This window comes from Acinetobacter sp. GQ146, assembly GCF_059758585.1.
In genome coordinates, this window is record NZ_JCAXDV010000002.1 from 263,504 (window position 1) to 277,207 (window position 13,704).

General features: G+C 41.9%; 13 protein-coding genes. 4 read left to right on the top strand and 9 right to left on the bottom strand.

The features are described 5' to 3' along the window. Positions 1–325: 325 nt before the first annotated feature. Together hda and cxpE are read right to left on the bottom strand one after the other, a co-directional pair. Entirely contained in the window at positions 326–1,030 is a 705-nt protein-coding gene (gene hda / locus AC6CHI_RS04425; protein WP_458891376.1) for a DnaA regulatory inactivator Hda, read from the bottom strand. Positions 1,031–1,054: 24 nt separating this feature from the next. Further along, the gene (cxpE, locus tag AC6CHI_RS04430; RefSeq protein WP_498119646.1) at positions 1,055–2,263 is read right to left on the bottom strand and encodes a chloramphenicol efflux transporter CxpE; all 1,209 of its coding nucleotides are present in this window, start codon (positions 2,261–2,263) and stop codon (positions 1,055–1,057) included. A 134-nt stretch (positions 2,264–2,397) separates the two neighbouring features. Here cxpE and purM point away from each other — a divergent pair, with 134 nt between their 5' ends. Both purM and purN read left to right on the top strand, forming a co-directional pair. Then, entirely contained in the window at positions 2,398–3,468 is a 1,071-nt protein-coding gene (gene purM, locus AC6CHI_RS04435) for a phosphoribosylformylglycinamidine cyclo-ligase (RefSeq protein ID WP_498119648.1), read from the top strand. Beyond that, positions 3,465–4,097 (top strand): phosphoribosylglycinamide formyltransferase, encoded by a 633-nt coding sequence (gene purN / locus AC6CHI_RS04440; RefSeq protein ID WP_498120046.1) that lies wholly within the window; start codon positions 3,465–3,467, stop codon positions 4,095–4,097. Before purM ends, purN begins: the two co-directional genes overlap by 4 nt. A 56-nt stretch (positions 4,098–4,153) precedes the next feature. Here purN and AC6CHI_RS04445 read toward each other — a convergent pair whose 3' ends face one another. Continuing rightward, positions 4,154–4,954 (bottom strand): alpha/beta fold hydrolase, encoded by an 801-nt coding sequence (locus AC6CHI_RS04445; RefSeq protein ID WP_498120047.1) that lies wholly within the window; start codon positions 4,952–4,954, stop codon positions 4,154–4,156. Next, on the bottom strand, positions 4,945–5,970 hold the full coding sequence (gene sppA, locus AC6CHI_RS04450; protein ID WP_498119650.1) for a signal peptide peptidase SppA: 1,026 nt from the start codon (positions 5,968–5,970) through the stop codon (positions 4,945–4,947). Before sppA ends, AC6CHI_RS04445 begins: the two co-directional genes overlap by 10 nt. Before the next feature lie 130 nt (positions 5,971–6,100). Here sppA and AC6CHI_RS04455 point away from each other — a divergent pair, with 130 nt between their 5' ends. After that, positions 6,101–7,048, top strand: coding sequence for a lysophospholipid acyltransferase family protein (locus AC6CHI_RS04455; protein WP_498119652.1), 948 nt, complete (start codon positions 6,101–6,103; stop codon positions 7,046–7,048). On the opposite strand, the gene AC6CHI_RS04460 is transcribed toward AC6CHI_RS04455, so the two are convergent. The 3 genes from AC6CHI_RS04460 to AC6CHI_RS04470 all read right to left on the bottom strand — a co-directional run bounded on the left by AC6CHI_RS04460 (position 7,017) and on the right by AC6CHI_RS04470 (position 11,443). After that, positions 7,017–9,443 carry a DNA internalization-related competence protein ComEC/Rec2 gene (locus tag AC6CHI_RS04460; RefSeq protein ID WP_498119654.1) on the bottom strand — a complete coding sequence of 809 codons (2,427 nt, stop codon included), beginning with the start codon at positions 9,441–9,443 and terminating at the stop codon, positions 7,017–7,019. The genes AC6CHI_RS04455 and AC6CHI_RS04460 overlap by 32 nt on opposite strands. Positions 9,444–9,531: 88 nt before the next feature. Then, the gene (gene lolD, locus AC6CHI_RS04465; protein WP_498119656.1) at positions 9,532–10,215 is read right to left on the bottom strand and encodes a lipoprotein-releasing ABC transporter ATP-binding protein LolD; all 684 of its coding nucleotides are present in this window, start codon (positions 10,213–10,215) and stop codon (positions 9,532–9,534) included. Further along, the gene (locus AC6CHI_RS04470) at positions 10,208–11,443 is read right to left on the bottom strand and encodes a lipoprotein-releasing ABC transporter permease subunit (RefSeq protein ID WP_498119658.1); all 1,236 of its coding nucleotides are present in this window, start codon (positions 11,441–11,443) and stop codon (positions 10,208–10,210) included. Before AC6CHI_RS04470 ends, lolD begins: the two co-directional genes overlap by 8 nt. Positions 11,444–11,468: 25 nt before the next feature. Between AC6CHI_RS04470 and AC6CHI_RS04475 the strand changes: the two genes are divergently transcribed. Then, on the top strand, positions 11,469–12,038 hold the full coding sequence (locus tag AC6CHI_RS04475; protein WP_458891368.1) for a PilZ domain-containing protein: 570 nt from the start codon (positions 11,469–11,471) through the stop codon (positions 12,036–12,038). Here AC6CHI_RS04475 and AC6CHI_RS04480 read toward each other — a convergent pair. Both AC6CHI_RS04480 and AC6CHI_RS04485 read right to left on the bottom strand, forming a co-directional pair. Beyond that, the gene (locus AC6CHI_RS04480) at positions 12,035–12,961 is read right to left on the bottom strand and encodes a DMT family transporter (protein ID WP_498119660.1); all 927 of its coding nucleotides are present in this window, start codon (positions 12,959–12,961) and stop codon (positions 12,035–12,037) included. The genes AC6CHI_RS04475 and AC6CHI_RS04480 overlap by 4 nt on opposite strands. A 12-nt stretch (positions 12,962–12,973) precedes the next feature. Next, on the bottom strand, positions 12,974–13,459 hold the full coding sequence (locus AC6CHI_RS04485; protein WP_458891366.1) for a YaiI/YqxD family protein: 486 nt from the start codon (positions 13,457–13,459) through the stop codon (positions 12,974–12,976). Positions 13,460–13,704 lie beyond the last annotated feature (245 nt).

Here is a 13,704-nt window from a genome sequence, read left to right on the forward strand (position 1 = left end):
TTTCTAAATTGCGTCATGCATATAACAGTCGAAAAAATACGACTCTATCCTTGGTCCTTAAGACTAAAAGAAGCGAATAAAAATATAATTGACTAATCTGCCAGATTATCTCGGCATTAATGCGAATCAAAAGTATGACAAGTACTCTTGAGATCAAAGAAGAGAGCAACTTTTTGTTGGATACGACAATTCTTCATGCCATGAAATAGCATCATGTTCTCCCTAACTGGTCTTTGTATTATTTTTCTATGACCGCAAATCCATGCGATACAAATTTCTGAGTAATTTGTTACAGCTTTTTAAATTACTCAAGTACTTTTAATGTTTACTGATATTCGTCAATCAACGCATAAATTTGTCGCAAGGTGGCATGACTCAGTTTGGTCTTTTCACCTTTAAGCAATTGAATAAGCTGCTCTAATGTCTGTAATAAAATTGAAGCTTGATGAGGACCATGCGCCAATAGATAATCAATAATCTGTTGATCAATATGAATACCGCGTCGTGCCAGCACTGAACTGACTAAGATTTGACGGTCGGCATATAGACTGCCGTTTGGAACCTTGACACTGACTGCTTGGGTCAAACGGGACTGCAAGTCGGGCAATTCTAGTTTTAATTCTATCGGCGCCACTCTCGAAGAGAAAACCAGCTGTCCTCCCACTTCATTATTATAATTGATTAGATGAAATACAGCTTTTTGCCAATGTGGAACACCACAAATCGCTTCGATATCATCCAAAGCTACCAAATCATAACGTTCCAGTGACGTAATGGCTTCTGTGGGTGCATCGAGCAGTTCAAGCAAGGATACCTTAATTGCTGACTTACCGACATCCAAATACGAGTCACAGATGGCAGAGAGTAAATGACTTTTGCCAGTACCTGCACCGCCATAAACATAAAAACGATTCATCAATCCTGCATGAAGCTGACGAATCGCATCAATGACATGCCCCCAACCCGGACCAGAAAAGTCACTGATTCGGGCATCAAGTTGAGGTTCAATATCTAATTGGAGTTGACGCATATTCGTGATTAAGCCTTATACGCTTTATGTTTTCGGTTCAATGTTACTCGAATTTTCAGCAACTTGCTGATCTTTCGAGGCTTGGTCTTTAATTTCAATATCTACATCAACCTGAGAGGTTTCTATACTAATAGAGTTAGTATCTGCAAAGGAAGTAATAACTGTTTGCGGACCATACAACTGACTCTGTTCGTACCATTCTCGTGCATGTTTTAACAGCACAACAATGACAGCGGCGACGGGTAACGCGATTAACATACCCAAGAAACCACCTAGTTGTGCGCCTGCCAAAACGGCAAACACTACCGCAACAGGAGAAAGTCCAATCTTATCGCCCAGTAAAAATGGTTGCAGGATATACCCTTCTACGGCCTGCCCAATCATGAAAACCACACCGACTAAAGCCAACTGCATCCAGTCGATACCAAACTGGAATAAGGTTGCGATGACCGCAGCAATAATACCAACCGCAAAGCCCAAATAAGGAATAATACTGGCCAAACCTGCGACCATGCCAATAATTAGCCCCACTTCAAGCCCAATCAGCTGTAAACCCATGGCATAAACAATGCCCAGCAACAGCATAACCAAGAACTGCCCTTTGACAAATGCCCCCAATACACTGTGACATTCACCGACAATTTTGAGTGTTGATGCTTCATATCGTCGTGGAATCAAGCGACGCATACTGTCTAGCATGCGATCCCAGTCGAGCAAGAAATAAAAGGCAATCACAGGGATTAAAACCACCGTACCGCCAATTTGAATAAAGCTTAGGCCAGATTGCGCAATTTTAAGCGCCATGGCTTGAAGACTATCTGCACTATAATTGGTCTGGATATAATCCATAATTGAAGTCGATAACTGTTCTGTATCAATTTCCATTTGTACCAGATTAAATGTTTTCGACGTCCACGGTAAAAAGGTGTAATTTAGCCAGTGAATCCCTGCGGGAATACTGCTTTTGGCATACATTAACTGTTGCCAAACCAGAGGGGCTAAGTAAGAAACGGCCAAGGTTAAAATAACACCAATGCCAATGAACACCACACTAATCGACAACCAACGCGGAAATCCGATTTTATGGAATTTTTCGACCAACGGATTAAACAAATAAGCGATTAAAAATGCGACAATAAATGGCAATACTACAGGTTTCAATAGATATAAAATCCAAAGAATAATGACGATACCCGTAAGAATAAAAATGCGACGCAAGGTTCGATCGACCATATAAACCCGCCTTTTTCAATTTAATCGTTATAAAAAGTAAAATATTTAAGTAAAGATAGCATTTTAGCGCATAAATAACATAAGAGTTTCGTATATTCGGGTTATAATCCCCGCGCAAATGCGGAGACTTCACTATGAGCAACTCAACTTCTACCCCAAACACTGGTTTAAGCTATAAAGATGCAGGTGTCGATATTGAAGCGGGCGACGCACTTGTCGATCGAATCAAATCTGTCGCTAAGCGCACAACTCGTCCTGAAGTGATGGGCGGATTAGGTGGCTTTGGCGCACTATGTAAAATTCCGAAAGGCTATGAAGAGCCTGTTCTTGTGTCTGGCACAGATGGTGTTGGTACAAAATTACGTTTAGCATTGAACTTAAACCGTCATGACACCATTGGTCAAGACTTAGTTGCAATGTGTGTAAACGACCTTCTGGTGTGTGGTGCAGAACCTTTATTCTTCCTTGATTACTATGCAACAGGTCACTTAAATGTTGATGTTGCTGCTGACGTTGTTACAGGTATTGGTAAAGGCTGTGAGCTTGCAGGTTGTGCATTAGTCGGCGGCGAAACTGCTGAAATGCCTGGCATGTATGAAGGCGAAGATTACGATCTTGCAGGTTTCTGCGTAGGTGTAGTTGAGCAAAGCAAAATCATTGATGGCTCTAAAGTGCAAGCGGGTGATGTCTTGATTGGTGTTGCATCAAGCGGCGCACATTCAAATGGTTACTCTTTACTTCGCAAAATCTTAGATGTGAAAAACGTAGATCTTACTCAAATCGTAGATGGTCGCCCACTTGCTGATACTGCAATGGAACCAACACGTATTTATGTAAAACCGATTCTTGAGCTTTGCAAACAAGTGGATGTCCATGCAATGGCACACATCACAGGTGGTGGTTTACCGGGTAATTTACCTCGTGTACTTCCAAACGGTGCGCAAGCCATTATTAATGAATCTTCTTGGGAATGGCCAGAATTGTTCAAACTTCTTCAAAAAGAAGGCGGTGTTGAACAGTTTGAAATGTACCGCACCTTTAACTGTGGCGTTGGTATGGTCATTGCCGTAGATCCTGCAGATGCAGAAAAAACTATCGCGCTTTTAACCGAGCAAGGTGAAAAGGCATGGGCGATGGGTCATATCGTTGACAACGCAGAATCTGTTGAAGGCGCTGACGAGAAAATTCGCGTAATCTTTGCATAATGAAAATTGCTGTCCTTGTTTCAGGCAGTGGCAGTAACTTACAAGCCCTGATAGACGCCCGTCTATCAGGTGAAATTGTTGGAGTTATCTGCAATAAACCTGAAGCGTACGCACTCGAGCGTGCGCGTCAAGCTGGCATTCAAACTGCCTTGATTGAGCACAAACAGTATCCGACACGCGAATCTTTTGATGATGCCATGCATCAACAATTATTGGCATGGGATATTGATTTGGTGGTCTTGGCTGGTTTCATGCGTATTCTCAGTGCTCAGTTTGTACGTGCTTGGGAAGGTAAAATGTTAAACATTCATCCTTCTTTATTGCCACATTACAAAGGCATGCATACCCATCAACGTGTGCTGAATACGGGTGATGTCTATCACGGCTGTACCGTACATTATGTCACTGCCGAACTAGATGCAGGTCAATCACTGGTTCAAGGTGTATTAAAAGTTGGGCGCGATGAAATTGCCGACACTCTGGCACAACGCGTACATGTCCTTGAGCATTTGATTTACCCTCAAGTCGTGGAATGGATTTGTACTGGTGTATTGCAATACCAAGATGCCAATACAGTGTTCTATCGGAATCAACCGTTACAGGCTCCGATCCAGTTTTGCCAACTGTGATCCACTAAATTCAGATATAAAAAAATGCATCCTCGGATGCATTTTTTATTGTATTTTTATTGCTGAATCAGCTGCTTAATTAATTCTACCGTAGCTTCAGGACGTTCCAACGGGAACATATGTCCGCCCTCAGCTACACTAAATGGAATGCCCACTTTTTTCTTGGCAATTTGTGGAAAACCGTGTTTTAAGAACTCACTCTGATCGCCGACCAACAAGTGTATCGGCACTTTTGGCTGCTGCATCGGTAACCACCACCAAGATGGCATATTGCGGAAAATAGCAACTTCGGCAGCTTTCGGAATGGTCAAGGTTACCCCACCGCGTTCTGCATCTTCAGTTAAGGCATGATCTAAATACGCTTGAAAACACTCGGGATCAAACTGCTGATACAGCCCTTTCGGTCTCAACATTTCACCAGCCTGTTCACGCGATTCCCAATGATCACGGCGACGTTTACTCAGACCTGCGGGGGTCATACGATCCACAAGTTTCGGGTGAACCATTTTCGCAGCATGAAATAGTAAAGAAGCTTTCCCCATAATTAAAGGAGGATCTAGCATAATCACTTGCTGGAATAATTCAGGCCGTTTATAAGCTGTCATCATGGTCAAGACGGAGCCTAAGGAGTGCCCCAGTCCAATCACAGGTCGTCCGTGTGCTTGACGTACAATACTGTCGGTCACTTGATCCACCAAGCGTGGCCAATGATTGGTCACAGGATAGCGTTGGTCGGTTCCAATGACTGGAACATACACTATATCGTAATCATCCCGGAGTAAATGAAAGAGTTTTTCATAAACTTTGGATGGCACGCCATTGGCATGCGCAAAGTGGATTAATGGTTTCATTGTAATTGGGTCGTTTGCTCTGCTTGAACCTGTTCTTTAAGCGAAGTAGCAAAACCTTGTCCGATTGAGCTACCCATACGTCCTAAAACAGAATCCAATGGATTATATTGAATGGTATAGTCCACTGTTTTATCGAGTTTCAATTCACGTTTCAAGCTATTTAGGCTACCTGTACGGTCAGCAATTCCTAATTTTACAGCCTGCTCTCCTGTCCAGAACAAACCAGAGAAAATTGCAGGATCTTGTGATTTAAGTTTATTACCCCGACCTTGTTTCACAGCTTGAATAAAATGATCATGTACATTATCCAAAACAGCCTGAACATGTGCTTTTTGCGCGACATCTACTGGTTGAGTCATGGACAAGATGGCTTTATTTTCACCTGACGTCATGGTGCGGTCTTCTACCCCTAGTTTTTGCATCAATCCGTTCACACCGTAATTTGGCATAATGACCCCAATAGATCCCACCAAACTAGAAGGATTGACAATAATTTCGTCGGCTGCCGAAGCAATGTAGTAAGCGCCTGAAGCCCCGGTGTCACCAATAATGGCATAGAGTTTTTTATCTTTATGTTGTTGCTTTAAATATTGAATTTCTTGCCAAATTTCATCTGACTGGACCGGTGAGCCGCCTGGTGAGTTGATATTCAACACGACTGCCTTACTGCTGTGATTCTCAAATGCTTTCTTTAACGACTTAATGGTGTCTTGACTGTTGACACTTTGTTTGTCCGCTGCAATTGTCCCGATAATATCAACGACGGCAATATGCGAGCCTGAAGTTGTGCTGACATCTGTTGTGGTGGTACTACAACCTTTCCCCAAAGCAACCAAAATAAATAAAATATAAGCAAAAGTAAGCAGTTTGAAAAAAATACTCCAACGACGTGCACGGCGCTGTTCTTCTACAGAAGCCAATACCGCTTTTTCAAGAATTTGCCATTCTTTGCCAGTATGCTTTTCTAAGTTTTGTTGTGCAGGTTGACTTTCGTTTTGTGGTTTTGGTGGCCAATCGGACATATAGGAAGATCCAATAATGAATAAAATTACCCTCATTATATACATGGAATCGCAATAAACTGTTTAATCACCGTGTTTTCGCCTATAATAATCGCTGTTTTATATTTCTTATATCCACATCCATTAGGCAATGACTGATAAAACTTCTAAAACAACGACTGATCGCTTACTCCATTTTGCAAGTCGACAACCCATTCAAATTTCTCGGTTAATTGCCCGTTCACTGGCTGGATTAGTGAACCTATTAAAAATCTCTAAAACTTCACAAACAATCCGTCTAAATCTTGAAATTGCTTTACCTGAATTAAACGCTACTCAACGGGAAACCATTACCCGCCAAGCCATTCGTAATGAACTGACCTCTTATTTTGAATTTTTTAGTATTTGGGGTTCAGAAAATCAGAAAAATATTTCGCGGATTCACTCTATTACTGGCGAACAATATTTACATGATGCCCTCGCAGAGCAAAAAGGCATGGTCCTGATTGTTCCACATTTTGGGACTTGGGAAGTCATGAATGCCTGGGTGGCGCAGTTCACCCAAATGACCATTCTCTATAAGCCGGTAAAAAACCCTGCGGCTGATAATTTTGTTCGTAGTGCACGTAGCCGTGAACAGGCTAACTTGGTTCCAACCGATGAATCGGGTGTACGGCAAATTTTTAAAGCCCTCAAACAAGGGGGAACAACGGTTATTCTCCCTGACCATACGCCCAATGTCGGTGGTGAGTTGGTTCCCTTGTTTGGCTTACCCTTAGAATCCAGTAATCTCAGTGCGAAATTAATTCAAAAAACTAAAGCTAAAGCCCTATTTCTTTATGCCATTCGTAATGAACAGCATGGTTTTGATATGTATATTGAGCCAATGTCTGACGAAGTTTATCAAGGGACAGCCAATGATGGGACTTTGGTGATTCATCAAGCGATTGAAACGCTGATTCAACGTTTTCCAGAGCATTATCACTGGAGCTATAAACGTTTTAAAGCCAATCCGGAATTACGCGGTTTATATAGTCTTCCACATGATCAAGCCATGCAGTTGGTTACTAAGATCCGTCAGCAACAGGCACATGTCTGAGCCAACTCAACTGCTCTCGATACAAATGTAATTGCATCCGGCCATCTTTGGCTTGAATAAATTGTACGCTGCCATGATTGGCTGTTGAAAATAACGGGATGTTTAATGCTTTTAAACGACGTTGAGTGTATAGACTTGGATGCCCATAACGATTGTTGAAGCCAGCGGAAGCAATAGTAAGTTTAGGGTTCAGTCGCTTGAGGAAGTCATAAGCGGAGCTGTGTTTGCTGCCATGATGTCCAAGAACCAAAACATCCACTTTTAAAGTTGGATAATCCTTCAACAAGCGATATTCAGTTTCCCAACCCGCATCGCCCATAATTAAAAAATTGGCATAAGGATACGCATTAGCAACTTGAATGTAGACCACGCAAGAATACTCATTCTGATTTATCGCAACTTGGGATAATTGTGCTGGCCGTGGAGAAAGCACCTCAATTTTCACCCCCTCCCATTGCCACACTTGTCCTATATGACAATAGTCAAACTGTGATGCAGGCGGGACTTGCACCTGTTGATTGCTGTAAATGGATTGAATAGGTAACAGCGATTGCAAAGACATATAGCCACCGCTATGGTCCTGATCTAAATGAGTCAAGATCAGTTGATCTAAATGCTTAATTCCCTTGTGATTTAAAAATGGCAGAATTAATTGCCGACCTACACTGAATTTATCTTCATCATAATTTCCCCCCATATCAATCATCATCTGCTGATCACCTTGCTGTACAAAAATGGCTTGCCCTTGTCCAACATCTAAGACCTGTAGCTCAAAAGGTTGCTGCGATTGATCCAACATAAAGATCGGCAAAAAGCACACAATCCCCCAAGTTTTAGGAATGACTCCGCGTGGTAGAAACAAGATGATTAATCCCACGATTAAACCCAAGACACCAATCCAACTTATAGCTACATTCTGTGCGCTAGAACCAAATAAAAGTTCTAACATCTGTAATAAACTTATTAAGCCAGACAGGCTGATATCATTTAGCTTGAACAGTAAAAGTCCGAATGCAGGACTTAGCCATAGACACAAAGCCGCCACGATACTTAAAGGTACCACCAAAATGCTCACCCACGGTAAGGCGATCAGATTACTCAATGGTGCAATCCAGACAATTTTCTGAAAAAAGATCAACATCAGTGGCGATAGAGCAATAAAAATTTTCCATTGTGATTCAAAGAGCAATGCCAACTTTTGTTTGAACTGCCCATAACCTGATGGTACAGCTTGTGCAGGGTGCTGCTGTAGAGTCTGGTAAATTCTGAACAAGATTAAACATGAGCCATAGGACAACCAAAACGCGGCCGATAAAATACTAAATGGATCGAAGTACAGTAATAGTGCCGCACTCAGCAGCAAGACCTGCACAGGTCTTAAAGGCAACTGGAACAAAACAAATAACGCAATAAGGATACTGCTTAGTAATGTTCTTAGCGCTGGAATTTCAAATCCGACCAAAGCCGTATATAAGAACACCCCGAAACAGAAAGGAAGGATTAATAAATAAGGTTTAGGAACTCGCAAATACCATATTGGCATAAAACGGACGATGACGTGATGTAAAGCCCAACACAGCATCAAAGCAAAGATCAAGACATGTGGCCCAGAAATAGCCAATAAATGACTCAAGCCGAGACCTTGAAACAAATGCTCAACATCAGGGGTCAATAAACTTTCATCGCCGGTCAATAACGCCAATAATAGTCCCGAATTTTGCAGCTTTGCTTGATGTAAAATATTGCGTAAATTTAATCTCTGCTGTTCAATCGCTAAAAAGAATTGGGCATACCATCGCTGTTGCGCTTTAACAAAAGCCTGTTGCCCCAATAATTCCACTTGCTGCTTGGTCAACCGCTGTACCGCTTGCACTTGAAAAGCCGACATCAGGTTGCGTTGCAAGAACCATTTTTCTTGGTCAAAAACACCTTCCATCGCATAGCTATGTGCAGGCAGAATTTGCCCACGCAATCGATAATATTGCCCCAGTTCCAGTGGATGTTGGTCTTTAGAAGAAAGATAAGCTAACCATTGCACAGGTTGCTTTCGATTATTTAGTACGACGATCGGTTGTTGTATACGATGAGGTTGAATCTGATTCAAAGAATGAACATAGACCACGACTTCAGTCTGTTTGGGCATCAACTCGCGCAGCGCCATTCTCTGATGTAGGGCATCATTGGCATGTAAATAAGCCCAATTAAAGCTAAACAGACTTAGAAATAAAACCGAAGCAAAATGTGTAAGCTGTGGTCGAAATCGAGAATATTTGTATTTAAAAGCATAGCAAAAGACCGTACATACTCCGAAGATGACACAACTCGAGTCCGTTAAAGCCCAGTCTTTTCCTATCGCTGCTGTACCTAAAATCCATGCGATCAGTGCAATATACATTTATTATTTTCATGATTTTTTTATATAAGATGCACATGATAAAGCCCACCGTAGTGGGCTTCAAGTTAAAGACGATTATTCCAATAAATCAAGCCTCAACCCAGATTCCATCTTGCATATGTAAGACCGAATCCGCAGCCCGAGCCAATTGCTCATCATGCGTCACAATCAGCATTGCCATATTGAATTCCTGCCTTAAATCACTCAACAATTCAAAAATTTTCACTGCTGTTTGACGATCTAAATTACCGGTTGGTTCATCGGCCATCATTAACGCAGGTTTAGCCACCAAAGCACGAGCAAGAGCAACACGCTGACGCTCACCACCCGACAATTCACCCGGCTTATGGGTTAAACGATGAGACAGACCGACACGATTGAGTAGATATTCGGCTTGCTCTTTAACTTCTTTATAATTCGTGCCTGCACGCAACATCAAAGGCATAGCAACATTTTCCAATGCACTAAACTCAGGCAACAAATGATGGAACTGATAGACAAAACCTAAATGCTGATTACGTAAATAACCGCGTTCAGCTTCACCCATATGATCGAAACGCTGACCATTCAGCCAAACCTGCCCTTCGGTTGGTCGGTCCAATCCGCCCAAGACATGCAGTAAAGTACTTTTGCCTGAGCCACTTGAGCCGACAATCGAAATAAACTCTCCTGCATGCACTTTCAGGGACAGTCCTTTAATCACTTCAACCGTAGATTTTCCATCGGTAAAATGTTTCACGACATTTTTGGCTTCTAATACCACATTACTCATAACGTAAAGCCTCCGCTGGTTGAATTTTTGCCGCACGTAAGGCTGGATAAATGGTCGCCAAGAAACTCAAAATTAAAGACAAGCTGACAATAATCACCACATCTTGCCATCGCAAATATGAAGGTAAATAGTTAATAAAATACGCATCAAATAAATGCAGACCTAATGCTGTGTTGACCCAATCAATAAAGCCACTAATGCCTGTTGCAAACACAATACCCAGTACGGCACCCGCAAGCGTGCCAACAACACCAATGACTGTACCTTGCACCATAAAGATTTTGGTAATAGTGGCAGGCGAAGCACCCAAAGTCCGTAAAATTGCAATATCTGCTTTCTTATCCGTTACCACCATTACCAGTGAAGATACAATGTTGAATGCAGCCACTAAAACTATCAGGAAGAGCAACAGGCTCACCATGGCCTTTTCCATCTGAATGGCACTAAATAAATTACCGTGGGTATAAGTCCAATCCGAAGCGTAATAATTGCCCGGCAATTCACGCACAATATCATTGCTAACTTGTGGTGCCGCAAAAATATCATCCAATTTTAAGCGAATGCCCTGTGCACCATCCGGAAGGCGTAATAAGGTCGAAGCATCATTCAAGGCGATATAACCCATCATAGAATCGACTTCTGCCCCAATACTAAAGATGCCGACAATCTTAAACCTTTTAAAGCGTGGTACCACCCCCGCAGGCGATGGCGTTGCTTCTGGTAAAACCAAGGTCACACTATCATTCAAGCCCAGACCTAAGGCATCCGTTAATTGCTTACCTAAAACAATCCCGAATTCACCTTTTTTTAACTGGTCTATGTTACCTTCAACCATGTGGTCTTGAATAATCGAGACTTTTTTCTCGTATTCTGGCTCAATACCTGTCACCATAAGGCCAGAAACCTGACCATGCGCGGTAATCATGCCTTGTAATTGAGTAAACGGCGCAACACCTTTAACATGTTCATGCTGCTCAACTTTTTTTGCAAGTTCAGGCCAATCTGTTAAAATTTGTGTTGATGAAACAGTGGCTTGAGGTATCATGCCCAGTACACGGTTTTTCAATTCGCGGTCAAAGCCATTCATTACAGATAAAACTGTAATCAGAACAGCCACACCTAAGGTGAGACCGATCATTGAGACCAGAGCAATAAAAGAAATAAAGTGGTTGCTACGCCGTGCGCGAGTATATCTTAACCCGATGTACAGCGAGATTGGTTTAAACATACCATCTAGTCCGAGGTAATACATTATGGAAAATTTACAGCATCAAAGCGCCTCAGCGGAACGTCGCGTAATGTCACGTATCGATGCTGCCTTGCGAATTAACTATCAGGTTATTTCTGATGATGTTGCTCTTAATGATCCTTACGATCCAAATTTTGTCTTGCCCCGCTATTTTCTACTACTCGCAGAATTAGATCAATTTGATCTGGCTTTAAACTACGAATTAGAACAATTAACTGAAAAAGATCAACAAATTGCTCGAATATTATCCTTATTCAACCAAAAATTAAACCTGATTACCGGTTCTTTATACGATGCAATTGTACAATCCATGTTACCTGTACCGGAACAGGTCAATTTTTCAGAAAGTGGATTAAGCTTTTATTGCGATCGCGAAATTCAAGAAGGCACTTATATTCATGTGACTTTAAGTCATCCTGAAAACTTCTTTCATATCGCAGCAACAGCGCAAGTGGTGTATAGCCGTGATGAAGGCAAAGGTAAATTCCGTACAGGCGCCTATTTTATTACCCTACACCCACAAGACCGAGTCAAACTAGCAGAATGCGTTAATCTCGAACAGGCTAAAGATTAAGGTTTGCATGAATTTTTTTGTAATTTCAATTTAAGAGCGAGTTCTCGGCTCGCTTTTAAATCCCGATAAAAATAAATAAATAGCCCAAATAATAAAATAGCTGCTCCCACAAAAACCATAAACGACAGCATTTCCTGATTGAGCAGTGCGCCAATTAACATTGCCAGAATCGGCGTCATGACCGTGGTTAATGAAATAGTTGTGGGTTGTAAGTTCTGCACCAGCTTAAAGTAACAGAACATCGCAACCAGTGAGGCCATGATTACCGTATAAAACAAAGCCAACAGTGATTTAAGCTGCGGAATATGCGTCGGTGCATATTGCCAAATAAAGGGAATAATACACACCGCGACCAGTGTAGAGATCACAATAGAACCTGAGGCTTGTGCGATTGGATTGAGTGGTGCATTGACTTTCTTCACCCAAAACATCGATAACGCATAAATAAACACACTCAGCAGCATCAACAAAATACCGACTGGATGTACATGCTGTTGCCCACCCGTAAAGCAAATAATGGCCAGTCCAGTGACCGAGATCGTCATCCCTAACCATTGCAGACGATGCAAATGCTGCTGAAAAGCAAATCGTCCAATTAAGCCCGCCATAATCGGGGCCAAACCAAACATTAAAGCAATCATACCGGAGGACAAATATTGGGTCGCGAGATAGGTGAAAATTTGCGAACCAATAAAACTGCATGCCCCTGCCAGATAGCTATGTAAGCTGACACGATCAAAGGGAAATTTAACCTTTAGCGCATAAACCAGCAGCAGCGCCAATGGTAGCGCGATAAAAAACCGCAATACCAAAGCCCATAACAAATGCAAATCCGACACACTCCATACAATCGCCAAGGGTGTGGTCGCCCAAATAAATACCAATAAGGCATAGGTCGACATAAGATTGGCTTTGGAGGGCATATTGAAATCCAATTATTTGCTGGTTTTACGTTTTTGTTTCTGAATGGTTTGATCCAGACTACTAGAAAACTCACGCTTATCGCGCTCAGAAATTGGCGGGGGTCCACCTGTTTGTACCCCTGCCCCACGCAAGGTGTCCATAAAATCACGTAAATGCAGTCGAGCTTTAACATTGGCCGTTGTATAAATTTCACCGCGTGGATGAATTGCAATACCGCCTTTTTCAATGACTTGAGCTGCTAAAGGAATATCTTGCGTGATAACAATGTCATTCTCTTGCATGCGATCAACAATTTCTTGATCGGCCGCATCGGCACCACTCATGACTTGGATGGAATTAATCCGAACCGAAGGTGTAATACCGACATTTTGATTGGCAACAAAAGTAACTTCAAGTTGATAGCGATCCGAAGCACGTAGAATCACTTCACGTAAAATTTTTGGTAATGCATCCGCATCGACCCAAAGTTTAAATGGCAGCACACGCACCTTCATCATTCAATATGGACAGCCCAGTGTAACAAAAACCGTAGCCTCACACGGAGCAAAATCGGAAATATACTTGAAAAGTATATTTTTATAGCAAAGAAATACAGCTGCATAAAAGTCCAGATTTTTAACTCACTGAGCTGAATTTCTCACGCTTCTGACTGAGCTTCAGTTTGATTCATTTACTTTTTATGCCTGTTTTCATTCAGATAGACTTGAAATATCAAAATAACCCTCGATTAAATAGAGTAAAG